General features: G+C 71.6%; 21 protein-coding genes. 14 read left to right on the forward strand and 7 right to left on the reverse strand.

Annotation, left to right across the window (positions count from 1 at the left end; translation table 11 throughout):
• Nucleotides 1–3 precede the first annotated feature (3 nt).
• Nucleotides 4–1,644: a GMC oxidoreductase gene (locus tag ACWDVB_RS26870; RefSeq protein WP_451517223.1), complete on the reverse strand. Its 1,641-nt coding sequence runs from the start codon at nucleotides 1,642–1,644 to the stop codon at nucleotides 4–6.
• A gap of 240 nt (nucleotides 1,645–1,884) precedes the next feature.
• Here ACWDVB_RS26870 and ACWDVB_RS26875 point away from each other — a divergent pair, with 240 nt between their 5' ends.
• Nucleotides 1,885–3,288 (forward strand): MFS transporter, encoded by a 1,404-nt coding sequence (locus ACWDVB_RS26875; protein WP_451517222.1) that lies wholly within the window; start codon nucleotides 1,885–1,887, stop codon nucleotides 3,286–3,288.
• Nucleotides 3,289–3,584: 296 nt separating this feature from the next.
• Nucleotides 3,585–5,489 carry a helix-turn-helix domain-containing protein gene (locus ACWDVB_RS26880; RefSeq protein WP_451517221.1) on the forward strand — a complete coding sequence of 635 codons (1,905 nt, stop codon included), beginning with the start codon at nucleotides 3,585–3,587 and terminating at the stop codon, nucleotides 5,487–5,489.
• A gap of 8 nt (nucleotides 5,490–5,497) precedes the next feature.
• Here the strand turns inward: ACWDVB_RS26880 and ACWDVB_RS26885 are convergent, their stop codons facing one another.
• On the reverse strand, nucleotides 5,498–6,406 hold the full coding sequence (locus ACWDVB_RS26885) for a LysR family transcriptional regulator (protein ID WP_451517220.1): 909 nt from the start codon (nucleotides 6,404–6,406) through the stop codon (nucleotides 5,498–5,500).
• A 70-nt stretch (nucleotides 6,407–6,476) separates the two neighbouring features.
• Here ACWDVB_RS26885 and ACWDVB_RS26890 point away from each other — a divergent pair, with 70 nt between their 5' ends.
• From ACWDVB_RS26890 to ACWDVB_RS26920, 7 genes are all read left to right on the forward strand, one after another.
• Nucleotides 6,477–7,154: a maleylpyruvate isomerase family mycothiol-dependent enzyme gene (locus tag ACWDVB_RS26890; RefSeq protein WP_451517219.1), complete on the forward strand. Its 678-nt coding sequence runs from the start codon at nucleotides 6,477–6,479 to the stop codon at nucleotides 7,152–7,154.
• Nucleotides 7,155–7,247: 93 nt separating this feature from the next.
• Entirely contained in the window at nucleotides 7,248–8,894 is a 1,647-nt protein-coding gene (qcrB, locus tag ACWDVB_RS26895; RefSeq protein ID WP_451517218.1) for a cytochrome bc1 complex cytochrome b subunit, read from the forward strand.
• Nucleotides 8,895–8,933: 39 nt separating this feature from the next.
• Entirely contained in the window at nucleotides 8,934–9,785 is an 852-nt protein-coding gene (locus ACWDVB_RS26900; RefSeq protein ID WP_451517217.1) for a metallophosphoesterase family protein, read from the forward strand.
• A 106-nt stretch (nucleotides 9,786–9,891) separates the two neighbouring features.
• Entirely contained in the window at nucleotides 9,892–10,752 is an 861-nt protein-coding gene (locus tag ACWDVB_RS26905; RefSeq protein WP_451517216.1) for a TetR family transcriptional regulator C-terminal domain-containing protein, read from the forward strand.
• A gap of 42 nt (nucleotides 10,753–10,794) precedes the next feature.
• Nucleotides 10,795–11,688: a 3-keto-5-aminohexanoate cleavage protein gene (locus ACWDVB_RS26910; RefSeq protein WP_451517215.1), complete on the forward strand. Its 894-nt coding sequence runs from the start codon at nucleotides 10,795–10,797 to the stop codon at nucleotides 11,686–11,688.
• A 59-nt stretch (nucleotides 11,689–11,747) separates the two neighbouring features.
• The gene (locus tag ACWDVB_RS26915) at nucleotides 11,748–12,704 is read left to right on the forward strand and encodes a 3-hydroxyacyl-CoA dehydrogenase NAD-binding domain-containing protein (protein ID WP_451517214.1); all 957 of its coding nucleotides are present in this window, start codon (nucleotides 11,748–11,750) and stop codon (nucleotides 12,702–12,704) included.
• Nucleotides 12,701–13,213 carry a thioesterase family protein gene (locus ACWDVB_RS26920; protein WP_451517213.1) on the forward strand — a complete coding sequence of 171 codons (513 nt, stop codon included), beginning with the start codon at nucleotides 12,701–12,703 and terminating at the stop codon, nucleotides 13,211–13,213. Before ACWDVB_RS26915 ends, ACWDVB_RS26920 begins: the two co-directional genes overlap by 4 nt.
• Before the next feature lie 22 nt (nucleotides 13,214–13,235).
• On the opposite strand, the gene ACWDVB_RS26925 is transcribed toward ACWDVB_RS26920, so the two are convergent.
• Together ACWDVB_RS26925 and ACWDVB_RS26930 are read right to left on the reverse strand one after the other, a co-directional pair.
• Nucleotides 13,236–14,534, reverse strand: coding sequence for an MFS transporter (locus ACWDVB_RS26925; RefSeq protein WP_451517212.1), 1,299 nt, complete (start codon nucleotides 14,532–14,534; stop codon nucleotides 13,236–13,238).
• 71 nt (nucleotides 14,535–14,605) lie between these two features.
• Nucleotides 14,606–15,502 (reverse strand): hypothetical protein, encoded by an 897-nt coding sequence (locus ACWDVB_RS26930; protein ID WP_451517211.1) that lies wholly within the window; start codon nucleotides 15,500–15,502, stop codon nucleotides 14,606–14,608.
• Nucleotides 15,503–15,598: 96 nt separating this feature from the next.
• On the opposite strand from ACWDVB_RS26930, the gene ACWDVB_RS26935 reads away from it, so the two are divergent.
• Both ACWDVB_RS26935 and ACWDVB_RS26940 read left to right on the forward strand, forming a co-directional pair.
• Entirely contained in the window at nucleotides 15,599–16,969 is a 1,371-nt protein-coding gene (locus tag ACWDVB_RS26935) for a 6-phospho-beta-glucosidase (RefSeq protein ID WP_451517210.1), read from the forward strand.
• Between the two features lie 7 nt (nucleotides 16,970–16,976).
• Nucleotides 16,977–17,366, forward strand: a complete 390-nt coding sequence (locus ACWDVB_RS26940; protein WP_451517209.1) for a (2Fe-2S) ferredoxin domain-containing protein — start codon at nucleotides 16,977–16,979, stop codon at nucleotides 17,364–17,366.
• A gap of 94 nt (nucleotides 17,367–17,460) precedes the next feature.
• Here the strand turns inward: ACWDVB_RS26940 and ACWDVB_RS26945 are convergent, their stop codons facing one another.
• From ACWDVB_RS26945 to ACWDVB_RS26955, 3 genes are all read right to left on the reverse strand, one after another.
• Complete coding sequence (locus ACWDVB_RS26945) at nucleotides 17,461–17,961, reverse strand: FBP domain-containing protein (RefSeq protein WP_451517208.1); 501 nt, start codon at nucleotides 17,959–17,961, stop codon at nucleotides 17,461–17,463.
• A gap of 180 nt (nucleotides 17,962–18,141) precedes the next feature.
• Nucleotides 18,142–19,065 (reverse strand): NADP-dependent oxidoreductase, encoded by a 924-nt coding sequence (locus tag ACWDVB_RS26950; RefSeq protein ID WP_451517207.1) that lies wholly within the window; start codon nucleotides 19,063–19,065, stop codon nucleotides 18,142–18,144.
• A gap of 161 nt (nucleotides 19,066–19,226) precedes the next feature.
• Entirely contained in the window at nucleotides 19,227–20,432 is a 1,206-nt protein-coding gene (locus tag ACWDVB_RS26955) for a serine hydrolase domain-containing protein (RefSeq protein WP_451517206.1), read from the reverse strand.
• Between the two features lie 247 nt (nucleotides 20,433–20,679).
• Between ACWDVB_RS26955 and ACWDVB_RS26960 the strand changes: the two genes are divergently transcribed.
• From ACWDVB_RS26960 to ACWDVB_RS26970, 3 genes are all read left to right on the forward strand, one after another.
• Nucleotides 20,680–22,737, forward strand: coding sequence for a phosphocholine-specific phospholipase C (locus ACWDVB_RS26960; protein WP_451517205.1), 2,058 nt, complete (start codon nucleotides 20,680–20,682; stop codon nucleotides 22,735–22,737).
• Nucleotides 22,738–22,834: 97 nt separating this feature from the next.
• The gene (locus ACWDVB_RS26965; RefSeq protein WP_451517204.1) at nucleotides 22,835–23,548 is read left to right on the forward strand and encodes a class I tRNA ligase family protein; all 714 of its coding nucleotides are present in this window, start codon (nucleotides 22,835–22,837) and stop codon (nucleotides 23,546–23,548) included.
• A gap of 10 nt (nucleotides 23,549–23,558) precedes the next feature.
• Complete coding sequence (locus tag ACWDVB_RS26970; protein WP_451517203.1) at nucleotides 23,559–24,437, forward strand: phospholipid scramblase-related protein; 879 nt, start codon at nucleotides 23,559–23,561, stop codon at nucleotides 24,435–24,437.
• Nucleotides 24,438–24,552 lie beyond the last annotated feature (115 nt).

Below are 24,552 nucleotides of genomic sequence, written 5' to 3' on the forward strand. Positions count from 1 at the left end.
CGCTCAGAGGTCGGCGGCGGCGATCCGCTCGATGTTCCGCTCGGCGAGCGCCGTGATGGTCACGAACGGATTGACGCTGGTGTTGCCGGGAATCAGCGCGCCGTCGATGACATAGAGCCCCGGATGGCCGTGCAGACGGCCGTAGTTGTCGGTGGCCTTGCCGAGGACCGCGCCGCCGAGCGGGTGGTACGTGAGGTGGTCGCCCCAGATCTTGTACGTGCCGAAGAGGTCGGTGCGGTAGATCGTGCCCTCCTTGGCGTTGATCTTGTCGAAGATCGTCCTGGCGGCGTCGATGGAGGTCTGCTTCCAGGCGGTCTGCCAGTTCAGCTCCGCCCGGCCGGCCGCCGCGTTCCAGGAGAACTCGGCGCGGTGCGGGGTCCTGGTGATCGACAGATAGAACGAGGCGTATGTCTCGATCCCGGTCGGCAGCGGTGCCACCTCGGCGAACGCGCCGCCCGCCGCCCAGTTGTCGATGCCGGCCGTGGGGATGGACGACTGGAGCCTGCCGGTCGCGTCCCACATGTGGTTGGCGCGCCCGCACATGACGTTGCCGTTGTCGCCCCAGCCCTTGCCGACCTCGGCGTTGAGGCGGGGCAGCGCGCCCGTCGCCCTCAGCTCGACCAGGAGCTTGCTGGTGCCGACGCTGCCCGCGGCGAAGAACACCTTGTCGGCCGTCACCTCCTTGGTGGCGACGGTGTCTCCGCCGGTGTCGATCCGGTCGATGGTGACCGTGTAGCCTCCGCCGGCCGCCGGGGTGACCGAAGTGACCTTGTGCAGCGGCGAGACGGTGACGCGCCCGGTCGCCTTCGCGCGGGCGAGATAGGTCTGCTGGAGCGACTTCTTGCCGTGGTTGTTGCCGTAGAGGATCTCCCCGGCCAGCGCCGATCTGGTGGCGGTGCCCGCCTGCTCCCGCTTCATGTAGTCCCAGTCGTACACGTCGGGCACGAAGACGAACGGGAAGCCGGAGCGCTGCGCGTGCTTGCGGCCGACGCGGGCGTACTGGTAGCAGTCGGCCGTCTCGAACCAGGCCGGGTCGATGGTGCTCACGCCGAGCCCCGCGTTGGCGCGCGGGTAGTAAGTGCCGTACATCTCGGCCGCGTCGACCGTGGGAAGTACGGCCGCGAAGTTCTCGCGCCTCGGCGTGACCGCCATGCCGCCGTTGACCAGGGAGCCGCCACCGACGCCCCGGCCCTGGTAGACGGTGATGCCGCCGAACTCCTCGGCGTCCAGGATCCCCGTGTGGCGCGGCACGTCCTTGTCGAGCGGGAAGCCGAGGAAGTTGCTCAGGGGCTGCTTGGTCCTGGTGCGCAGCCAGTAGGAACGGATGTCCGGGCTCGTGGTGTTGGCGAAGATCTTGCCGTCGGAGCCCGGGGTGTCCCAGGCCATGCCCATCTCGGCCATGTGCACGTCGACGCCCGCCTCGGCGAGCCGCAGGGCGGCGACGGAGCCGCCGTAGCCGGTGCCGATCACCAGGGCGGGGACGCGTGCGCCGTCCGCGAGCGGGGCGGCCGCGGTGGCTCTCGCCCTGGCCGGACCTGCCTGGCCCGCGAGCGCGGCGGCCCCGAGAACGGAACCTGTTCCAGTGATGAATCTTCGACGTGACAGACCGCCGATCCCGGTGCTGCGTAAGGGTACGCGCCCCATGTGACCTTCCTCACTCTCGACGGAATGGAAACGAGTTCTACTGCCGCCCGCATGGGAAGTCACGCCATACCTAAAAGTAACTTCTGTCCGGTCCCGCACCTCTCATGGTGTCCGGTCACACCACGGGCCGCAGAACCATGGTGGTCCGCCATATACGCCACTGAACTGCGGTTTCCTACCTTGTGCCGGTACGGAAGCGTCCCCGCGGCGTCCCCGACGGAATGACTGGAAGTGGTGCACATGGCCTCGCAAGGAACCGCTCCGCCGACCCGCGCCGGCATCAGCCGCATCGTGGCGGCCAGCCTCGTCGGCACCACCATCGAGTGGTACGACTTCTTCCTCTACGGCTCCGCCGCCGCGCTGGTCTTCAACACCCTCTTCTTCCCGTCCAGCGACCCCCTGGTCGGCACGCTGCTCTCCTTCCTCACCTACGCGGTGGGCTTCGCCGCCCGGCCCCTCGGCGGCCTCGTCTTCGGGCACTACGGGGACCGGATGGGCCGCAAGAAGCTGCTCGTCATCAGCCTGCTGCTGATGGGCGGCGCCACGTTCGCGATGGGACTGCTCCCCACCCACGCGAGCATCGGCGTCGGCGCGCCGATCCTGCTGACCGTGCTGCGGCTCGTGCAGGGCTTCGCGCTCGGCGGCGAGTGGGGCGGCGCCGTGCTGCTCGTCTCCGAGCACGGCGGCGACAAGCGGCGCGGCTTCTGGGCCTCCTGGCCGCAGGCCGGCGCCCCCGGCGGAAACCTCCTCGCCACCGGGGTGCTCGCGCTGCTGGCGGCCGTCCAGTCCGAGGAGGCCTTCCTCGCCTGGGGCTGGCGCGTGCCCTTCCTGCTCTCCGGGGTCCTCGTGATGATCGGCCTGTGGATCCGCATCTCGGTCACCGAGTCGCCCGTCTTCCTGGCGGCGCAGAAGAAGGCGCGGGCCGCCGCCGCGGCGGGCGTCCAGGAGAAGCCGCCCGTGGTCGAGGTGTTCCGCAGGAGCTGGCGGGAGGTGCTCACCGCCATCGGCACCCGGTTCGGCGAGAACATCTCGTACTACGTCATCACGGCGTTCGTCCTCGTCTACGTCACCGTGCACCTGGAACTCCCCAAGAGCGACGCGCTCAACGCGGTGCTCATCGGGTCCGCCGTTCACTTCGTCACCATCCCCCTGTGGGGCGCGCTGTCCGACCGTGTCGGGCGCCGTCCGGTCACCCTGATCGGCGCGCTCGGGATGGCCGGCTGGGCCTTCGCGTTCTTCGCGCTGCTCGACTCGCGGTCCTTCCCCGTCATCGCGCTCGCGGTCACCGTCGGGCTGCTCTTCCACGGCGCGATGTACGGCCCGCAGGCCGCGTTCATCTCCGAGATGTTCGACACCAAGGTCCGCTACTCGGGCGCCTCGATGGGCTCCCAGCTCGCCTCGATCATCGGCGGGGCGCTCGCGCCGATCATCGCCGTGGAACTCCTCAGGGACTACGACTCGGCGCTCCCCGTCGCCCTCTACATGTCCTGCGCGGCCCTCATCACCGCCGTGACCGTATGGTTCGCCAGGGAGACGCGGGGACGGGACCTCTCCGAGGACGAGGCGGCGGACCCCGAAGCCGCCCCCGCCCCGGACCCGGACCCGGCGACGGAACACCGGGGCGCGGTACGGCTGGGTGGCTGAGAGCCTTGCTGCGGCCCGCCTCTGTCGGCGCGGGGGCGGGACATCAACCGCGTCCGCCCGTGGACCCTGCGGCGGGTCATCGACGGCACGGCTGCGTGCCGGTCGGCGCCGCTGACCGCCCTGGTGGGGTCCTGCCCCGCTGGTCCGGGGCGGGCCGTTGCCGCGGCGTCCCGTGCTCCTCGGCGGCTGATCGCCCGCCGCCTGTCTCCGTCGGCGCGGGGGCGGGACATCAACCGCGTCCGCCGATCCAGGGCAGGCCATCGACCGCACCCACCCCGTCGGGAGACCATCGCCCCATGCTCCCCACCATCAAGGGCGCGGGCCGCGCCGAACCTCAGGCGGGTCTGCGCGGCCTGCTCGATCTGCTGGAGCGGGGTGCGCCCGCCGAGGACTTCGCTCGTCCCGCGGCCCTGGCCCGCGAGGCCGGTGCCGCGGCCGGTGATCTCGCGGCGCTCGACGAGGCCACCGACGTGGCGCTGCGCGTCCACCGCACGCTGGGCGCGCACCGCCGCCGCGAGGCGGAACTCACCGCGCTCTTCGACACCGCCAGCGACCTCGCCGCGCTGCGCGACCCCGACGCCGTGCTCCGCGCCATCGTGCGCCGCGCCAAACTGCTCCTGGGCACGGACGTCACGTACCTCTCCCTCAATGACGAGGCGGCCGGCGACACCTATATGCGGGTGACCGACGGCAGCGTTGCCGCCGCCTTCCAGCAGCTGCGGCTCGGCATGGGCGAGGGCCTCGGCGGCCTCGTCGCCCAGACCGCCCGCCCCTACGTCACCGGCGACTACCAGCAGGACCCCCGCTTCCACCACACCGACGCCATCGACAGCGCCGTCCTCCAGGAGGGGCTGCGCGCCATCCTCGGCGTGCCGCTGCGGCTCGGCCCCCGGGTCATCGGGGTGCTGTACGCCGCCGACCGCTCCGCCCGCGTCTTCGCGACGGAGGAGATCGTGCTGCTCTCCTCCCTCGCCGACCACGCGGCCATCGCCATCGACGGAGCACGCCTCCTCGAAGAGACGCGAGCCGCGCTCGTCGACCTCAACGCCGCCACCGAGACCATCCGCGCGCACAGCCAGGCCATGCGCCGCGCCGAACAGGCCCACGACCAGCTCACCGACCTCGTGCTGCGCGGCGGCGACGCGGGCGACGTGGCCGACGGCATCGCCGCCCTACTCGACGGCGGCGTCCTCATCCACGACGCGGACGGCGTCGAACTGGCCCGCACCGGAGCCGGACCGCTCCCCCCGCCCGCCCCGGCCGTCGCCGCCTCACGCGCCAGCGGACGCGCGGTCCCGCAGGACGGCACCTGGGTCTGCGCGGTCCTGGCCGGGCCCGAACTCCTCGGCAGCATCGCCCTTACCGGACGCGCCGAACTCGCCGACGCCGACCGGCGGCTGTTCGAGCGCGCGAGCGTCGTCACCGCGCTGCTCCTCCTGCTGCGCCGGTCCGTCGCCGAGACCGAGGACCGGGTGCGCGGCGAGCTCCTGAACGACCTGCTCGCCACCACCGGCGACCCGGTCAGCCTGGCGAGCCGCGCCCGCCGCCTCGGCGTCCGACTCGGCCGCCCGCACGCGGTGTTCGTCACCCACAGTGACAGCGCGCCCCGGCCGCGGCTGCTCGCCGCCGCCCACCGCGTCGCCCGCGCCCACAGCGGCCTGGCCGGGCTCCACCACGACGACGTGGTGCTCGTGATCCCGACCGACACACCCGGCGGCGACGCCCGTACGTTCGCCACCGAGCTGGGCCAAGGCATGGGCGCCCCGGTCACCGTCGGCGCCGCCGGTCCCGCGCGGGAACCGGCCGGGCTGCCCGCCGCGCACGCCGAGGCGCTGCGCTGCCTCTCCGCCCTGCGTGCCCTCGGCCACATCGGCCACGGCGCCGCTCTCGCCGACCTCGGCTTCGTCGGGCTGCTCATCGGCGAACAGGCCGACCTGGGCGGCTACGTCAGGGCCACGCTCGGCCCCCTCCTCGACTACGACGCCGAGCGCGGCACGGAGCTGGTGCGGACGCTGGAGGCGTACTTCGGTGCGGACCGTAGCCTCACCAAGGCGAAGGCCGTGCTGCACGTTCACGTCAATACGGTCGTGCAGCGGCTGGAGCGGGTCGCTCGGCTCCTCGGCGACGACTGGAACAGTCCCGCGCGCACCCTGGAGATCCAACTCGCGCTCCGGCTGCACCGGTTGACGCCGCCGCGGTGAGCGCGGGATCACGGGGCGCCCAGCTCCGTCCGTAGGCGAGTCAGGAGCGCGCGGGCCGCCGGGCTCGCCGGGCCGTCCTTTCGCCAGGTCAGTGCTATGCGGCCGCGCGGCCCCGGGTCAGTGATCGTCAGGGTCCGCAGGCCCAGTTCGGCGGCCATCCCCGCGGGCAGCGCCGGCAGCACCGCCACGCCCAGGCCGCGCGCGGCGAGGCGCGTCAGGACGTCGGGGGAGGCCGCCTCGAAGGCGATGCGCGGCCGGAAGCCGGCCTGGGCGCAGGCCCCGTCGAGGACCCCGCGCAGACCGGTGCCGCGCGGCAGGCTGATCAGCGGGCGCCCGGCGAGCTCGGCCAGCGGCACGTCGGCTCGGCCCTCGGGGCACAGCAGCGGATCGCCCGGCGCCACGGCGGCGACCAGCGGCTCGTCGACCACGATGTCCAGACCCACGCCCGGGGGCGGCTCCTCCGCAGTGAGGCCGAGCAGCGCGATGTCCAGCTCGCCCCGGCGCAGCGCGGCGAGCATCCGGTCGGAGGCGTCCTCGGTGAGGGCGATCTCGACCTGGGGGTGCGCGTCATGGAAGTCGGCGAGCACGGAGACGACGTCGAACTCGTGGGTGGCCGCCCCCGACACGAGACCGAGCGTGACCTGCCCGCGCAGCAGCCCCGTGAACTCGTCCGCGGTCCGCCGCGCCCCCTCGGCGGCGGCGAGCGCGGCCCGCGCGTAGGGCAGTACGGCCCGGCCCACCTCGGTCGGTGTCACCGTACGGCCGGAGCGGTCGAGGAGCCGGTGGCCCAGCTCGCGTTCGAGCTGCCGGATCTGCGCGCTCACGCCGGGCTGCGCCAGGTGCAGCCGGGCCGCGGCGCGGGTGAAGTTGGCCTCCTCGGCCACGGCGACGAAGTACTTCAGCTGCCGGAGTTCCATAACCGGCGATGCTAGTGGCGAGAAGAGGAGGCTCTTGGACTTATGGCCGGGCCTTGATCACTCTGGAGTCATGAGGAAGACGACCGGTAAGACGACAGGTAGGACGGCAGACAAGGCGACAGAGAACGAGAGCCGCGTCCGCGCCGAGATCGCCGCCGAACGATGTGAACTGGCCGACCTCTTCGACACATTGAGCAGCGACCAGTGGGACACCCCCTCGCTCTGCGCGGGCTGGCGCGTACGCGAGGTCGTCGCCCATATGTCCCTCGGTTTCCGCCACTCGCTGCCCAGGACGCTCCTCGAACTCGTCAAGGCGCGCGGCAGCCTGCACCGCATGACGGACCGCTGCGCCCGCGCGGACGCCGCCGCGTCGTCGACCGCCGAACTGGCCGCCCTGCTCAGGGAGAACGCCCACCACCCCTGGACGCCCCCGGTCGGCGGCTACACCTCCGCGCTGGGCCACGACGTGGTGCACGGCCTCGACGTCACCGTCCCCCTCGGTCTCGACCGCCGGGTCCCACTGGAGCGCGTACGCATCCTGCTGGGCGCCGTCGACGCCAAGAGCGTCAAGTTCTTCGGGGCCGACCTCGCGGGCGTCGCGCTGCACGCCGACGACCTCGACTGGTCGTACGGCAGCGGCGCCCCCGTGCGCGGCGCCGCGCAGGACCTGCTGCTCGTCGCGTACGGCCGCAAGGTCCCGCGGGGGAAGCTCCGCGGCGAGCGGTGCGAGCGTTATGTCCTGAGGTGAACGAGGAGCTGCTGATGGCCAGTTGTCACATTCGGACCTGTTGGATCCGTCATAGGTGCGACCTACTCTGGTAGCCGCCTGAAGGGGAGTCGCATGAGCGGAAGCATCGAGCGCACCGGGGCAAGCGGGCGGCCCGCGCGGCCCGGCAGAGGCGAGCGGGTCGCGGACTGGGCGGACGGACGCCTCGGCGTCCATACCCTCGCCAAGAGCCAGATGCGCAAGATCTTTCCCGACCACTGGTCGTTCATGTTCGGCGAGATCTGCCTCTACAGCTTCCTGATCCTGATCCTCACCGGCACCTATCTGACCCTCTTCTTCGAGCCGAGCATGGCCGAGGTCACCTACGACGGCCCCTACGTGCCGCTCAAGGGCCTCCAGGTGTCCAGGGCGTTCGAGTCCACGCTGGAGATCAGCCTGGAGGTGCGCGGCGGTCTGCTGATCCGGCAGATCCACCACTGGGCGGCGGTCGTCTTCATCGCCGGCATGTTCGTCCACATGATGCGGGTGTTCTTCACCGGCGCGTTCCGCAAACCGCGCGAGGTCAACTGGCTCTTCGGCTGGACCCTGTTGATGCTCGCCATCATCACGGGCCTGACCGGTTACTCGCTCCCCGACGACATGCTCTCCGGCACCGGCGTGCGCTTCGCGCACGGCGCGATCCTCTCGATCCCCGTGGTCGGGACGTATCTCGCCATGTTCCTGTTCGGCGGGGAGTTCCCGGGCGAGGACATCGTGGCGCGGTTCTATCCGATCCACATCCTGCTGCTGCCGGGCATCATGCTCGGGCTGGTCGTCGCCCACCTGATCCTGGTCTTCTACCACAAGCACACCCAGTTCGCCGGTCCGGGAAAGACCGAGAAGAACGTGGTGGGGGCGCCGTTCCTGCCCATCTACATCGCCAAGGCGGGCGGCTTCTTCTTCCTGGTCTTCGGCGTGCTCGCGATCATGGGCGCGGTCGCCTCCATCAACCCCGTCTGGGCGATCGGCCCGTACCGCCCCGACATGGTCTCCACCGGGGCCCAACCCGACTGGTACCTCGGCTTCTCCGAGGGGCTGATCCGGGTGATGCCCGCCTGGGAGATCAACATCTGGGGGCACACGCTCGCCCTCGGCGTCCTCATCCCCTTCTCGCTCTTCCCGCTCATCATGATGGCGATCGCGGTCTACCCCTTCGTCGAGGCCTGGGTCACGGGCGACAGGCGGGAACACCACATCGCGGACCGGCCCCGCAACACCCCGGTGCGCACCGGCTTCGGCGTCGCCTGGCTCACGCTGTACTTCGTGCTGCTCATCGGCGGCGGCAACGACATCGTCGCCACCCACTTCCACCTCTCGATCAACGCCATCACGTGGTTCGTACGCATCTCCTTCTTCGTGGCGCCCGTCCTCGCGTACGTCATCACCCACCGCATCTGCCTGGGACTCCAGCACAGGGACCGCGAGAAGGTGCTGCACGGGCGCGAGACCGGCACCGTCAAACGCCTGCCGCACGGCGAGTACGTCGAGATCCACGAGCCCCTGCCACAGGCGGAGCTGTACCGCCTGACCGCCCATGAACAGCACCGGCCCTACGAGATCGGTCCCCTGGTCGACGCCAACGGCGTGGCCCGCAAGGTCCGCCGCTCCGACCGTCTGCGCTCCCGCCTCTCCCGCGCCATGTACGGCCCCAAGGCGCAGGTGCCGAAGGCGACCGCGGAGGAGTACCTGGCGATCCAGCGCGGGGAGGGCGAACACCACTGACGGACACCGACGGATCAACTCGGTTAGCCTCACACGGTGATGGCATCAGAGAAGACTCCGAAGCTGTGGGCGATCAGCGACCTGCACGTCGCGTACGCGGAGAACAGGAAGTACGTCGAGACCATCCGGCCGGAGACCGACGGGGACTGGCTGATCGTCGCCGGGGACGTCGCCGAGCGCATGGCCGACATCGAGTGGGCGCTGCGCACGCTCGCCGGGCGGTTCGCCAAGGTGGTGTGGTCGCCCGGCAACCACGAACTGTGGACGCCCAAGGACGATCCGGTCCAGCTGCGGGGCGAGGAGCGCTACCAGCATCTCGTCGCGCTCTGCCGCGGACTCGGCGTGTCCACGCCCGAGGACCCCTACCCGGTGTGGCGCGGCGCGGGCGGCCCCGTCACCGTCGCCCCGCTGTTCCTCCTCTACGACTACAGCTTCCGCCCCGAGGGGACGCACACCAAGGAGGAGGCCCTCGCGGTCGCCCATGAGGCGGGCGTCGTCTGCACCGACGAGTACTTCCTGCACCCCGACCCGTACGCGACGCGCGACGACTGGTCCCGCGCCCGCGTCAAGCTCACCGAGGAGCGCCTCGCCGAGCGGCCCCCCGGCCTGCCCACCGTCCTCATCAACCACTGGCCACTGCTCCGCGAGCCCACCCGGGTCCTGCGCTACCCCGAGTTCGCCCTGTGGTGCGGCACGGAACTGTCCGCGGACTGGCACGTGAAGTACGACGCGGCGGCCGTCGTCTACGGCCATCTGCACATCCCCCGCACCACCTGGCACGACGGAGTGCGCCACGTGGAGGCCTCCGTCGGCTACCCCCGCGAGTGGCGCAGGGGCTTCCACCCCGACCCGCACCTGCGGCAGATCCTGCCGGTGCCGGAGGCTGACTGATGCGAGACTGACTGATGCGTCAGTCGGCATCGCAATCCCGCTGGCAGCAGCGGGTCTGCCGTACACATGTTGTGCTCATCGCAACGCGTATGTACGGTGGCCCACCATGCAGTCAGAGCAGCGGGACGACGTGTCCGGGCGCGTACGCAAGGTCATCGCCGACGCGGGCGTGACCCAGCGGGAGTTCGCGCGCCGGATCGTCATGGACCCTTCCAAGCTGTCCCGCTCCCTCGGCGGCACGCGCCGGTTCACCGCGGCCGAGCTGGCCCGCGTCGCCGCCACCGGCGGGGTCGACGCGGGCTGGCTCCTCGGCACGCCGGACGCCACGCCGGACGCCACGCCCCCGGCCCGGCGCCGGCGCGCCGGGGGGACGCTCACGGAGGGCGGCAGGCCCCTGCAGATCGTGCGCGAGACCGTGCGCCTCATCGCCGAGCACGGCTTCCACGCCGTCCGCGTCCAGGACATCGCCGCGGCCTGCGACACCAGCACCGCCGCCATCCACTACCACTTCCCGGGCCGCGACGACCTCCTCGAAGCCGCCGTGCGCTGGTGCATGGACGAGGACACCGCCCGCCGGGCCGCGCGCGTCGCGGACGCGGCCGACACCGCCGACGAGCTGCGCCAGCTCATCGAGCTCCAGATCCCGCGCACCGCGGGGCAGCGCCGGCAGTGGGGCGTCTGGCTCGACCTGTGGGCGGAGGCCGCCCGCTCCACCGCCGTGGGCCGCCTGCACACCGACTACTACCGGCAGTGGCGCACCACCGTCGCCGACGTCATCCGGCGCGGCGTCGCCGACGGCGTCTTCCGCCCCGCCGACCCCGAGGCGGCGGCGCTGCGCCTGACCGCCCTGATCGACGGCCTCGCCACACAGGTCCTCGCCTCCCCACCCGACGGCCCCGGCACGAGCCCCGACGACATGCACGAGGCCCTCACCGCCCACGTCGACGCCACGCTGACCGCGCACTGACTTCTCGTATCCCCTGACGACCCCCCCGAGGGAGAGTTCCGCATGCCCGTGAACGACAACGTCATCATCACCTGCGCCCTGACCGGCGCCGGCGACACCGTCCGCAAGAGCCCGCACGTGCCCGTCACGCCCGAGCAGATAGCCACGTCCGCCGTGGAGGCCGCCGAGGCGGGCGCCGCCGTCGTGCACATCCACGTCCGCGACCCGGAGAGCGGCGACCCCTCCCGCGACCCGCGCCTGTACCGCGAGGTCGTCGAGCGCATCAAGGAGACCGGTACCGACGTCGTCATCAACCTCACCGCGGGCATGGGCGGCGACCTCGTCATCGACCCGGACGAGCCGCTCAAGCACCTGCCGGGCACCGACCTCGTCAGCGGCCTCGACCGCCTCCCGCACGTCGAGGACCTGCTCCCCGACATCTGCACGCTCGACTGCGGCTCGCTCAACTTCGGCGACGGCAGCAACCTCTACATCTCCACCCCCGACATGCTCCGTCAGGGCGCCAAGCGCATCCAGGAGCTGGGGGTCCGCCCCGAGCTGGAGATCTTCGACACCGGCCAGCTGTGGTTCGCCAAGCAGCTCCTAGCCGAGGGGCTGCTCGACAACCCCACCGTCTTCCAGCTCTGCATGGGCGTCCCGTGGGGCGCCCCCGCCGACCCGGGCGTCCTGCAGTCCATGGTCAACATGCTTCCCGAAGGCGCCCAGTGGGCCAGCTTCGCGCTCGGCCGCATGCAGATGCCGTGGGTCGCCCAGTCCATCCTGCTCGGCGGTCAGGTCCGCGTCGGTCTGGAGGACAACCTCTATCTCGGCAAGGGCGACAAGGCGACGAACGCGCAGCTTGTGGAGCGTGCTGTGCAGATCACCGAGTCGCTCGGGTCGCGCGTCGCCACGCCGGACGAGGCCCGGCAGAAGCTCGGTCTCAAGGCCCGCGTCTAGCGCTTCACCGGACTGTGCGCAGGGCGCCGCCCCGCCGCAGTGAGAAAGGAACCCCCCGCATGACCACGACCACCACCCCTGAAGAAGTGCGCCACGTCGCCTGTGTCGGCGCCGGAGTGATCGGTGGCGGCTGGGTCGCCCATTTTCTGGCCCGTGGCTATGACGTCACCGCCTGGGACCCCGCCCCCGACGCCGATCAGCGGCTGCGCCGTCTCGTGGGGGCCGCCTGGCCCGCGCTCGCCCAGCTGGGGCTCGCCGAGGGCGCGTCCCAGGACCGCCTGACCGTCACCGCGACCCTCGAAGAGGCCGTCGCCGACGCCCAGTTCGTGCAGGAGAGCGCCCCCGAGAAGCTGGAGCTCAAGCGCGACCTGCTCGCCCGGCTGGACGCCGCGGCGCCCGCCGGGGTCGTCATCGCCTCCTCCACCTCCGGCTACCCGATGACCGACATGCAGACCGAGGCCACGACCCCCGGCCGCCTCGTCGTCGGGCACCCCTTCAACCCGCCGTACCTCATCCCGCTCGTCGAGGTCGTCGGCGGCGAGCGGACCGACCCCGAGGCCGTCGCCTGGGCGTCCCGCTTCTACGAGACCGCGGGCAAGTCCGTGATCACGATCCCCGGCTTCATCGCCAACCGCCTCCAGGAAGCCCTGTGGCGCGAGGCCCTGCACATGGTCGCCAACGGCGAGGCCACCGTCCAGGAGATCGACGACTCCATCACCGAAGGACCGGGCCTGCGCTGGGCGTTCATGGGCCCCATGCTCACCTTCGCGCTCGCGGGCGGCGAGGGCGGCATGGCGCACATGCTCGACCACTTCGGCCCGTCCCTGAAGTCCCCGTGGACGCGCCTGGAAGCCCCAGAACTCGACAAGAGGCTGTACGACGCCGTGGTCGCCGGATGCGACGAGGAGGCGGCCGGGCGCACCATCGCGGACCTCGTCGCCGAGCGTGACCAGGGCGTCATCGACGTACTGCGGGCAACGGGCCGTCTGCCCCGGCAGCGGAAGGACGACAAGTGACCCTGCCCCTCCTGTACCGGACCGTCCGCCCCGAGTGGATCGACTACAACGGCCATATGAGCGAGGCCTTCTACGTCCTCGTCTTCGGCTACGCCACCGACGCCATGATGATCGAGACGGGCCTGCACGCGGGGTACCGCGAGTCCACCGGCTGCTCCCTCTACACGGTCGAGGCGCACATCCGGTACCTGAACGACGTCCCCGAAGGCGCCCATCTCGCCGTCCGCACCCGCCTGCTGGGCGCCGACGCCAAGAAGGCGCGCTTCACGCACGAGATGTACGTCGTCGGGGACGCCGGGGCCGAACCTGCCCCGGACGCGGCCCCGGTGGCCACCACGGAGCTGCTCGCGATCCACGTGGACCAGAACGCGGGCCGCGCGGCGCCCTTCCCGGACGACATCCGGGAGCACCTGACGGCCCTGACGGAACAGGCACCACAGTGGGCCGGCCGTTCGATCGCCGAGGTGCGCCCCGACAGGGACGCGGGGAACCGCGCGACCAGCCACTGACGGCCCGCACCAGGCAGTACACCTACCGCTCAAGCCCTTTGTGCGCCGTCTCCGGCAACCGCAAATAGACCACCGACGACAAAAGGCACAGCACGGCCACGTACCAGGGAAACAGCCCCGGAGAGCCGATCTCCTTGAACAGGGTTCCCACGTACGGGGCCGTGCCGCCGAACACCGCCACGGTCAGCGAGTACGGGAAGCCGATCCCGGCGGCCCGCACCCGAGCCGGGAACACCTCCGCATTCACGGCCGCCGAGATCGACGTGAACCCGGTGAGCAGCACCATCCCCGCGCAACTCACGAGCAGCAGCGAGACGAACGACCCGGAGAGCGACTTCAGCAGCGGCACGCTCAGGACGGCGAACCCGATGCCGAAGAAGAGCAGCAGCGGCCTGCGCCCGACGCGGTCGGAGAGCAGCCCGCCCACCGGCTGGAGCAGGGCGAAGAACGCGAGCGAGAGCGTGCCCGCGAGCAGCGCCTGGCTCTTGCCGATGTCGGTGTTCAGCTCGGCGTACGTCGGCAGGTACGACGTCCACGTGTAGTAGGCGATGGTGCCGCCCGCCGTGATGCCGCAGATCAGCAGCGACTGGCGCGGGTGGTGGCGCAGCGCGTCGAAGAGTCCGGGCCGCTCGCCCTGCTCGACGGGCGCCCGGTGTGTCTCGTACGCGCCCTGCCTGATCCAGAAGCCGACCAGGCTGAGCACCGCCCCGAGCAGGAAGGGCAGCCGCCAGCCCCAGCCGTCCATCTGCCCGTCGGAGAGCGTGGCGACCAGCAGGGCCGCGATGCCCGACGCGGCCAGCTGGCCCGCGCTCGTGGAGACGTACTGGAAGCTGGAGAACAGGCCGCGCCGCCCCGGACCCGCCGACTCCACGAGGAACGTCGTCGACGCGGCGAACTCGCCGCCCACCGACAGACCTTGCAGCAGCCGCGCCGCGACGAGCACCACCGGCGCGAGCACGCCCACGGACGCGTACGTCGGGGTCAGGCCGACCAGCAGACTGCTGCCGCCCATCAACAGAATCGTGACGGTCAGCGCGGCGCGCCTGCCGCGCCGGTCGGCGACGGCGCCCATCAGCAGGCCGCCCACGGGCCGCATGAAGAAGCCGACGGCGAAGACGGCGAACGTGGAGAGCAGCGGCACCAGGGAGTTCCCCGAGCCCTTGGGGAAGACCTGGCCGGCGATGTACGTGGCGAGGAAGGTGTACGCGTACCAGTCGTACCACTCCACGGCGTTGCCGACCGACGCGGCGAGCAACTGCCGTATCGGGCGCCGCTCGTGGGCGGGGGAGTCGTCGGTCACCTGCTGGACGTGCTGTGTCATGATCACGGCCTTCCCCTGTGGAGCGGCGCCCCACACGTGCCGTCCGTCAGACGGACAGCGCGCCCCGGCTCTCAGCCCGTCGTCGGCTTGTACGCGTACACCGCCGTCGTCACCAGGCACGGCGCGGGCGGCACCACCTCGACGCGCAGCGTCCGGCGCGCCGCGTCGTAGTCCACGCCCTCCGTCTCGAACGAGCCGGAGCAGACGCTGCGCCGCGGCGAGGCGAAGAGGGAGGAGACGCGGCCGGTCACGGGCCGCCCGTCGAGCGCGCGGTCCAGGTCGACCTGGAGGACGGGCCGGTCCTCGGGGAACAGCTCCTTGGACGCGTCGTTGGAGGCGCACACCAGCCGTGTGGCGGAGACGAAGTCACAGCCCTGGATGTCGCGTACGGGCTTGTCGAGCGTGATCTGCCCGGCCTGGGGGAGCGCCCCACCGGTCGATGGCGTCGAGGGGTTGAGCAGCGGTGCGGGGAAGACCTGGAGGCGCTTCTGGTCGCCCCACTCGCCGGAGACGAGCCAGCGCGTGTCGGGCGAGACGGCGGCGAAGGAGTTGTTGAGCTTCTCGCCCGCGTCGAGCCGATGCTCGTAGAGGTGGCGCTGCCCGCCGGGCGTGGTCACCGCGAACATCTTCGACTTGGCGCTGTCACCGCCCTGGTAGGCGTCGAAGGTGTGCCCGTCCGCGATGTCGGGGTCGCCCACGTGCCCCCAGCCCTTGACACGCAGGCCCAGCGGTATCGAGCCGAGCCCCCGGTGGAGGAGGCTGCCGTCCGCGCGGCTCGCGAGACCCTGGCTGCCGGTGAGGGAGTTGACGTACGAGGTGTCTGACTCCTGCCAGCCGCCGGGCGAGGCGGGCGAGGCGGGCGCGGCCGATGCGGCGCCGCCCGTCGTCGCCACCGCCAGGGTGACGGCGCCGAACAGGGCGGTCGACGCCCGCCGAAGGGTCGTCGCCGGTGCGGTCCAAAGGGTCATTGGGGGGCTACCTCCGTGGGGGGTCGGAACGCTGCCGCGTCATCGTACGTAACGTGAGCCCCAGTGGTAACGCTCCGACAGAAGGCGGTTGTAGACGTGAAGCTGGCAATTCTCGGCGGGGGCGGGTTCCGCGTTCCGCTCGTGTACCGGGCCCTCCTCGGCGACCGCGCCGAGGGCCGCGTCACCGACGTCGTCCTGCACGACCTGGACGCGGCACGGCTCGGCGCCATCGCGCGCGTCCTCGCGGAGCAGGCCACGGGCGTCGCCGACGCGCCCGCCGTGACCACCACCACCGACCTCGACGAGGCTCTGCGCGGCGCCGACTTCGTGTTCTCCGCGATCCGCGTCGGCGGCCTCGAGGGGCGAGCCGCCGACGAGCGCGTCGCGCTGGCCGAGGGCGTCCTCGGGCAGGAGACGGTGGGCGCGGGCGGCATCGCGTACGGACTGCGCACCGTGCCCGTCGCCGTGGACATCGCACGGCGCGTCGCCCGGCTCGCCCCGGACGCCTGGGTCATCAACTTCACCAACCCCGCGGGCCTGGTCACCGAGGCGATGTCGCGCCACCTCGGCGACCGCGTCATCGGCATCTGCGACTCGCCCGTCGGCCTTGGCCGCAGGGTCGCGCACGTGCTCGGCGCCGACCCCGACGAGGCTTTCATCGACTACGTGGGCCTCAACCACCTCGGCTGGCTGCGCGGCCTGCGCATCGCGGGCCGCGACGAACTGCCGCGCCTGCTCGCCGACCCCGGACTCCTCGTCTCCTTCGAACAGGGCAGGCTCTTCGGCGCCGACTGGCTCCAGTCGCTCGGCGCGATCCCCAACGAATACCTGCACTACTACTACTTCAACCGCGACACCGTACGCGCCTACCAGCAGGCCGAGCGGACCCGCGGCGCCTTCCTCCACGACCAACAGGCCCGCTTCTACGCCGAAGTGCAGCACCCAGGCACCCCCGCCCTCAAGGCGTGGGACGACACCCTCGCCGAGCGCGAGGCGGCGTACATGGCGGAGAACCGGGAAGCGGCGGGCGTGGGGGAGCGGGCCGAGGAGGACCTGGAGTCCGGCGGGTACGAGAAGGTCGCCCTCGCGCTGATGCGGGCCATCGCGCGGGACGAACGGGCGACGCTGATCCTCAATGTGCGCAACGGCACGACCCTGGCCGCCCTGGACGCGGACGCCGTCATCGAGGTGCCGTGCTCCGTCGACGCCAACGGCGCCCATCCCATGACGGTGGACCCGCTGCCGGGCCACGCCACCGGCCTGGTGTGCTCCGTCAAGGCGGTCGAGCGCGAGGTGCTCGCCGCGGCGGAGAGCGGGTCGCTCGCCACCGCGGTCAAGGCGTTCGCGCTGCATCCGCTGGTCGACTCGGTGACGGTCGCGCGGCGCCTGGTGGACGGCTACCGCCGGGCGCACCCCGGGCTCGCGTACCTGGGCCGCGGGGAGCCGGGCGGGACCGAGCTGACATGATCACGGGATGAGTCCCGTCGTCTCCATCGGTGCCGCAGCCCGCCGCCCCTGCACGCTCGTCGTGTGCCGGGGCTGCTGCTGCGGCGACGCCCGCAAGAACCCCGGCATCGACCACGACTGGCAGCTGGAGCGGCTGCGGTCCGCGGCGGCGGCGTCGCGGGGCCGGTTCGCGGTGCGCACGAGCGACTGCCTCGGGCCGTGCGGCCAGGCCAACATCGTCGTCGTCCAGCCCTCGAACGAGGGGCGCAGGCGGGGCGGCCGGGCGGCCTGGGTCGGCTTCGTCACGGACGACGAGTCGCTGGAGGGGATACTCGCCTGGGCGCAGGCGGGCGGCCCCGGCCTGGCCGAGCCGTCACCGACGCTGGCGCTGCAACTGGTGGACCCCCGCGCCCTGTAGGACCTGTCTGTGCGGGAGCCCTGACCTAGGGGGTGTCTCTTCGGTCTTCGAGGGCCCGCGGCGGGCTGATCCTCGAAGATCGAAGAGACACCCCCTAACCGGCGAGGACCTGGTCCAGGAAGCCGTGCAGATTCCGCAGGGTCCTGGCGTTCTGCTCCTCCGGCGCGAGGCTCTCCTCCAGGCGGCGGGCGAACACCGTCGTCTTCTTCCCGCGCACATAGAGGGAGCACGCCAGGTCCGCGCAGATGTACAGGCCGACCGTGTTGCCCTGGCGGCCCGCCGCTCCCGCCTTGGGCGCCACGAGCAGCGTGATGCCGGAGCCGGACTGCGGGGTCACGCAGACCGAGCAGATGCTGGACTTGAGCAGGCTCTTGCGCGGCCCGGTCGAGGCGCGCAGCGCGATACCGACGGGCTTGCCGTCCCGCCACGTCACCACGTAGCCGCGCTCGGGGGCCTTGGGGTCGCGCCAGCCCAGGAAGTCCAGGTCCGACCAGACGGTCTCCGCGAAGCCCGCCGGCAGCGTGAGCCGGGTCGCCTCACCCTTCGAGCAGTTCACGAAGGAGGCGCGGATCTGTTTCTCACTGACGGATTCCATGATCCGGAAGGTACCAACGGGCAAACGGAATCGTCCTCTCTTTTTTCCCCGGTGCCTCTGAGGCGGCCGGGTGGGCGGACAGGCACTCGCGCGGCACGGAACCCGGTCGTGCGCCGCAGCGGCCGGATGCCCGACGCCGCCCCGCCCGCCGGCTCAGCCGCACACGCCCGCTACCGCCCCTCACGCCTCCACCTCGATCACGATCTTGCCCCGCGCATGGCCGTCCTCCACCGCGCGCAGCGCCTCGTCGGCGCGGGCCAGAGGGTAGGTGGCCGTCACGTGTGGGCGCAGGACGCCGGACACGGCCAGCAGGGCCACCTCGTTCAGGACCGCCGCCGTCCGGGCGCGCGCGACCGCGGCGCCGCCCAGTTCCGCGACGGTCTCCTTGGCGGCTGCCGTGATGAGTCCGCCGCGGTCGGTCAGGAGCCCCGCGACCTCCGCCAGGTCCGCGCCGCCGACCAGGTCGAAGACCGCGTCGATACGACCGCCCGGCGCCGCCTCCCGCACGCGCTCGGCCAGCCGTGGACCTCGCGCCACATGCACCGCGCCGAGCGACTCGACGAACTCCTTCTTGCCCGCGCCTGCCGTGCCCACCACGCGCAGCCCGAAGTGGCGCGCGATCTGCGCCGCGGCCACCCCGACACCGCCCCCGGCGCCGGTGATCAGCAGAGTCGCCCCGGCGGGCAGATCCAGCTGCCGCAGCCCGTCGTACGCGGTGGCGGCCGCGACCGGCAGCGCGGCGGCGTCCGTGAAGGAGAGGGCGTCCGGCTTGTGCGCGGCGATGTCGGCCGGGGCCAGCGTGAACCGCGCGTACCCGCCGGTGACCGGATTGCCGAACACCGCGTCCCCGACCGCGAACCCCTCCACCCCGGGCCCGACGCGCTCCACGACCCCGGCGACCTCGCTGCCCAGGACCTCCGGCCCCACCAGCGGCCCCTGCCCGGGCCTGCGCTTGCCCGCCCGCAGCTTCCAGTCGACCGGGTTCACGCCCGCCGCGCGCACCGCGACGAGGAGTTGCCCCGGGCCGGGCTCCGGTATCGGCAGGTCGACGAAGGCCTCCACCTCGGGACCGCCGTGTTCGGTGAATACGTACGCCATGGGCATCCGGCTCGCTCCCTCGCTCAGGTCCGTACCGCTCGGTTCCGGTCTCGGTTTCCGTAGAGGACGACCACCAAGATCACTCGGCTATTCCCTGAGCGAGGGGACGAGGAAAAGAGGCTGCCAGGGTGGTCCAATTCCCGCGCCGGCCCCCATCGGACCCGGCATCACCCGCGCCCGCGCGACCCCAGTGCCGCGTAGAGCGCACCGACCAGGTGGACGCTGCGCAGATCCTCGCCGGACGTGCCGGCGCCCATGCGGTTCATCGTGTACGCGTACGAGACACGGTTCTCCGGATCGGCGAAGGCGTACGACCCGCCCATGCCCCCGTGCCCGAACGCCCGCGGGTTGGGCCCCGCCTGCCCGTACCGGTTGGGCATGTAGCCGAGGCCCCACGACCACCTCTCGGCGAGCGGCGTGCCCACCCGCAGCACCAGGTCCGGCTCGTCGGCGCCGCCCTGCGGCGTGCGCAGCCGCTCCACCGTGTCGGCGGCGAGCAGCCTGCCGCCCGCCAACTCGCCGTACACCGTGGCGAGTCCGCGCGCGGTGGCGTGGCCGTTGGCCGCGGGGATCTCCGCGCCGCGGTAGGCCGCACCGTTCACGTCGCGCAGCGGCAGGTAGGAGAAGGCCAGCGTGACCGGCGCCATCGGATGGTCGTCGAGCCCGCCGACCGGGGGCTCGGGAGCCTCGGCGAACACGCCGCGGCCCGAGGACGTCCCGTCGGCCGCGCTCACGGGCGGTGCCATGTCCGCGCACCGCCCGTGCTCGCTCTCCGGCGTACCGATGAAGACGTCGGCGCCCAGCGGCCCGGTCACCTCCGAGCGCAGGAAGGTGCCGAGCGAGACGCCGGTGACCCGCCGCACCACCTCACCGACCAGGAAGCCGAACGTCACCGCGTGATAACCCTGCGCGGAGCCCGGCCGCCACCACGGCGCGGTGGCCGCCAGCGCCTCGGTGACCTTCTCCCAGTCGTACACCGCGCCCGGCCCCATGGGTTCGCCGGGCGCGATCAGCCCGCTGCGGTGGCTCAGCAGCCAGCGCACCGGGATGTCCGCCTTGCCCGCCCGGGCGAACCCGGGCCAGTACCGCGCGACCGGCGCGTCCAGGTCCAGTTCGCCGCGGTCCACCAGCAGATGGGCGCAGAGCGCCGTCATCCCCTTGGTCGTGGAGTACACGTTCACCAGCGTGTCCCGCTCCCAGGGACGCGTGCCGCTCCGGTCGGCGTCACCGGCCCACAGATCCACGACGAACGTACCGTCGACCGTGGCCGCGACGGCCGCCCCCAGGTCGCCGCGCTCGGTGAAATTCCGCTCGAACTCCTCGCGTACACCCTCGAATCCGGGCGCACAGGTGCCGTGGACGCGCACAGTCATGGACTCTCCCTGGGAGGTGAGACGGATCGGCGGCGCCCCATCGTGCCGCATGGTTGCCCACGGCACCTACCCCCGTGACGAGACCGCCTACCCCAAGACAGGACCGTCAATCACAGCGCCTTGTGTCCCGCTCGCCAGAGGTTGGACTTCTCTTCATCCACCGGACACGGGCCCTTCCGTATCGCTTGCTCCCCTTGGCACACTTCACCCGCTCGCGTCCCCCACACAACACGAGGTCGAAATATTCATGCCTGAACTCAATCGGCGCCGTTTCCTACAGGCCGCCGGCGGCACCGTGGCCTACGCGATGCTCAACCAGAGCATCGCCCGCGCCGCCTCCCTGCCCGCGAGGCGCAGCACCGGCACCATTCAGGACGTCGAGCACGTCGTGGTCTTGATGCAGGAGAACCGTTCCTTCGACCACTATTTCGGGACGATGAAGGGCGTACGCGGCTTCGGTGACCCGCGCCCGGTGACGCTGCCGAACGGCAAGCCCGTCTGGAACCAGCCCAGCGGCGGCAAGGAGGTCCTGCCCTTCCACCCCGCCGCCGAGGACCTCGGCATGCAGTTCATCGCGGGCCTCGACCACGACTGGGCCGGCGGCCACAAGGCATTCAACAACGGCAAGTACGACCAGTGGATCCCCGCGAAGTCCGAGCGGACGATGGCGTACCTCAAGCGGGACGACATCCCGTTCCACTACGCGCTCGCCGACGCGTTCACCATCTGTGACGATTACCACTGCTCGTTCATCGGGGCCACCGACCCCAACCGCTACTACATGCTCACCGGTCACGTCGGCAACGACGGCAAGGGCGGCGGGCCGGTCCTCGGCAACCAGGAGGCGGGGTACGACTGGACGACGTACGCCGAGCGCCTGGAGCAGGCGGGCGTCTCCTGGAAGGTGTACCAGGACATCGGCGACGGCCTGGACGCGGCGGGGCACTGGGGGTGGATCGACGACGCCTACCGAGGCAACTACGGCGACAACTCCCTCCTCTACTTCAACAAGTTCCGCAACGCCAAGCCCGGCGACCCGCTCTACGACAAGGCCCGCACCGGCACCAACGCCAAGGCGGGCGACGGCTACTTCGACATCCTCAAGGCCGACGTCAAGGCGGACAAGCTCCCGCAGGTCTCCTACATCGCCTGCCCCGAGGCCTTCACCGAGCACCCGAACTGGCCGGTGAACTTCGGCGCCTGGTACATCGCCCAGGCCCTCGACGCGCTCACCTCCAACCCCGAGGTGTGGGCCAAGACGGCGCTGTTCGTCACCTACGACGAGAACGACGGCTACTTCGACCACATCGTCCCGCCGTACGTGCCGAAGGACGCGGCCCAGGGCAAGTCCACCGTCGACACGGCGCTCGACTACTTCCCGGGCAACGCCTCCTACGCGGCCGGGCACTACGGCCTCGGCCAGCGCGTCCCGATGATCGTCGTCTCGCCGTGGAGCACCGGAGGCTTCGTGAACTCCGAGGTCTTCGACCACACGTCGATCATCCGGTTCATGGAGCGGCGCTTCGGCGTGCGCGAGCCCAACATCTCGCCGTGGCGCCGTGCGATCTGCGGCGACCTGACCTCCGCGTTCGACTTCAGCGGCAAGGACACCGACCCGGCGCGGCTGCCCGACACCGCCGCCTACGAGCCGCCGGACGACAAGCGCCACCCCGACTACGTGCCGAAGGCGCCCTCGAACCCGAAGCTGCCCCGGCAGGAGCCGGGCTCCCGGCCCGCCCGCGCCCTGCCGTACGCCCCGCTGGTCGACGGCGGCGCGGACCCGGCCGCCGGGAAGTTCACGCTGACCTTCGGCGGCGGCGACAAGGCGGGCGTCTGCTTCCACGTCCGCTCCGCCAACCGCACCGACGGCCCCTGGACGTACACCACGGAGGCCGGCAAGACCGTCTCCGACACCTGGAACTCGGCGTACTCCGGGGGCGCGTACGACCTCTCCGTGTTCGGCCCCAACGGCTTCCTGCGCACCTTCAAGGGCCCCGGCAAGAAGGCGGGCCCCGAGGTCACCGCCCGCCATGACCGGACGACGGGCAACCTCGAACTGACGCTGAAGAACGCGGGCAGCGCGGACGTGAACCTCACGCTGACCAACGCCTACGGCGGCACGCCCCAGACCTTCAAGATCAAGGCGGGCGCCAGTGTGCGGCACACCGTCGATCTGCGGGCGACCAGGCGCTGGTACGACCTCACCGTGAGGTCCGACGCGGACGCGGGCTTCCTGCGGCGGCTCGCGGGCCACGTGGAGACCGGCGCGGCGGGTGTCAGCGACCCGGCGATCATCACCGGCTGAGGGTCGGCGGGGCCCCGGGGCCACTCCGGAGCAGCACTGGGGAGAGGCGCCAATAAGAAGAGGCCGTCGTGCACCGCCGCGGATGGCATCCAGGAGCATGACGAACTCCTCCCCGCGCCCCTCCGGGGCCCCCGCCAAGCCCGCCCTCGACGGGCTCGAAGAGAAAAAGTCGCGGCGCTGGGACGAGTCGGGCGTATTCGCGTTCGACCGCTCGAAGACGCGGGACGAGGTCTTCTCCATCGACACCCCGCCGCCCATGGTCAGCGGGTCGCTCCACGTCGGCCACGTCTCCTCGTACACGCACACCGACGCGCGTCCAGAACCACTTCGGTGTCCGCTGCGACCCCGCCCTGCCGTACGACCCCGCCTTCACACCGCCGGAGAAGCCGGAAAAGCGCCAACTGCCCATATCCCGGCTGTGGGACGTCACGTTCCGCACGGCGGTCGCCCAGGCCGAGCGGAGGACCGGGAGCGGCCCGCCGCGTACCACCGGCTCTCCTTCCATGGGACCGACGACCGCGCCGTCCTGATCGAGACGGTCCGCACCCCGCTCATCGGCGTCGAGGTCCCCGTCCTAGCGCACCGCCTCGCCACGCCCGACGTCATGTGGTGGCGTGAACTGCGGCTCGACACGCGGTCGGCGCCGCGTACGCGAAGCCGGCGGGCGCCACCGCCCATACCGTGCGCGGTCCTGCTGTTCGTCACGGAGGAGCTCTGGTCGTGGTGGCGGAGCGGCTCGGTGCACAGCGCCGCCTGGCCGGATGGACGTGGCGTTCCGAGGGGGGTTCTTCGCGCCCCGCCCGGAAGGTAGGGTCACCCCGGTGACAACGCATTCGAACACTCCTGCAGGCTGGTATCCGGACCCCCAGGGCGACCCCCAGCAGCTCCGCTGGTGGGACGGCTCCCAGTGGACCCAGCAGACCGGCCCGGCCCAGCAGGTCCCGCAGCAGCCGCAGGCCCCGCAGGCCCCGCAGGGTCAGTTCGGCCAGCCGCAGGCGTACCCGCAGGCCGCGCCGGTGGCGCCCCCGATGGCCGACCCGGCCAAGGTGCAGCGCCAGGTCCAGCAGCAGGCCGGCGTCACGCCGTCCGCTCAGGGCGGCGGCACGCTGTTCACCGAGCCGGTCCTGGTGGTGAACCAGAAGGCCAAGCTCATCGAGCTGACGAACGAGTACAGCGTCATGGACCAGGCGGGCAACACGCTCGGCACGGTCGTGCAGGTCGGCCAGACCGCCCTGAAGAAGGTCGCGCGCTTCGTCGCCAGCATCGACCAGTTCATGACGCACAAGCTGGAGATCCGCGACGCGTACGGCCAGCCGCAGATGATGCTGACCCGCCCGCGGAAGTTCATGAAGTCGCGGGTGATCGTCGAGCGCGCGGACGGCTCGCCGGTCGGTGAGATCGTCCAGCAGAACATGATCGGCAAGATCAATTTCGCGATGGTGGTGAACGGCCAGCAGGTCGGCGCGATCAAGGCGGAGAACTGGCGCGCCTGGAACTTCTCGATCGTCGACCACGCGGACAACGAGGTCGCCCGGATCACGAAGACCTGGGAAGGTCTCGCCAAGACCATGTTCACCACCGCGGACAACTACGTCCTCCAGATCCACTACCAGCTGCCCGAGCCGCTCCTGAGCCTCGTCGTGGCGACGGCCCTGACGGTCGACACGGCCCTCAAGCAGGACTCCCGCGGCTTCGGGTGACCGGGCCCGTTCCGTACGACAACGGCATGACGCCCCTGAACATTACGCCCTCCACGGGCTTCGGGGTACCCGAACATCCCCCCGAATTCGGACATTTCACACACAAACGCACTTG

Source organism: Streptomyces sp. NPDC003379, assembly GCF_053589195.1.

Coding starts and splice junctions, on each gene's coding strand:
- ACWDVB_RS26870 (WP_451517223.1), bottom strand. CDS start 1,644: ATGGGGCGCGTACCCTTACGCAGCACCGGGATCGGCGGTCTGTCACGT.
- ACWDVB_RS26875 (WP_451517222.1), top strand. CDS start 1,885: ATGGCCTCGCAAGGAACCGCTCCGCCGACCCGCGCCGGCATCAGCCGC.
- ACWDVB_RS26880 (WP_451517221.1), top strand. CDS start 3,585: ATGCTCCCCACCATCAAGGGCGCGGGCCGCGCCGAACCTCAGGCGGGT.
- ACWDVB_RS26885 (WP_451517220.1), bottom strand. CDS start 6,406: ATGGAACTCCGGCAGCTGAAGTACTTCGTCGCCGTGGCCGAGGAGGCC.
- ACWDVB_RS26890 (WP_451517219.1), top strand. CDS start 6,477: ATGAGGAAGACGACCGGTAAGACGACAGGTAGGACGGCAGACAAGGCG.
- qcrB (WP_451517218.1), top strand. CDS start 7,248: ATGAGCGGAAGCATCGAGCGCACCGGGGCAAGCGGGCGGCCCGCGCGG.
- ACWDVB_RS26900 (WP_451517217.1), top strand. CDS start 8,934: ATGGCATCAGAGAAGACTCCGAAGCTGTGGGCGATCAGCGACCTGCAC.
- ACWDVB_RS26905 (WP_451517216.1), top strand. CDS start 9,892: ATGCAGTCAGAGCAGCGGGACGACGTGTCCGGGCGCGTACGCAAGGTC.
- ACWDVB_RS26910 (WP_451517215.1), top strand. CDS start 10,795: ATGCCCGTGAACGACAACGTCATCATCACCTGCGCCCTGACCGGCGCC.
- ACWDVB_RS26915 (WP_451517214.1), top strand. CDS start 11,748: ATGACCACGACCACCACCCCTGAAGAAGTGCGCCACGTCGCCTGTGTC.
- ACWDVB_RS26925 (WP_451517212.1), bottom strand. CDS start 14,534: ATGACACAGCACGTCCAGCAGGTGACCGACGACTCCCCCGCCCACGAG.
- ACWDVB_RS26930 (WP_451517211.1), bottom strand. CDS start 15,502: ATGACCCTTTGGACCGCACCGGCGACGACCCTTCGGCGGGCGTCGACC.
- ACWDVB_RS26940 (WP_451517209.1), top strand. CDS start 16,977: ATGAGTCCCGTCGTCTCCATCGGTGCCGCAGCCCGCCGCCCCTGCACG.
- ACWDVB_RS26945 (WP_451517208.1), bottom strand. CDS start 17,961: ATGGAATCCGTCAGTGAGAAACAGATCCGCGCCTCCTTCGTGAACTGC.
- ACWDVB_RS26950 (WP_451517207.1), bottom strand. CDS start 19,065: ATGCCCATGGCGTACGTATTCACCGAACACGGCGGTCCCGAGGTGGAG.
- ACWDVB_RS26955 (WP_451517206.1), bottom strand. CDS start 20,432: ATGACTGTGCGCGTCCACGGCACCTGTGCGCCCGGATTCGAGGGTGTA.
- ACWDVB_RS26960 (WP_451517205.1), top strand. CDS start 20,680: ATGCCTGAACTCAATCGGCGCCGTTTCCTACAGGCCGCCGGCGGCACC.
- ACWDVB_RS26965 (WP_451517204.1), top strand. CDS start 22,835: ATGACGAACTCCTCCCCGCGCCCCTCCGGGGCCCCCGCCAAGCCCGCC.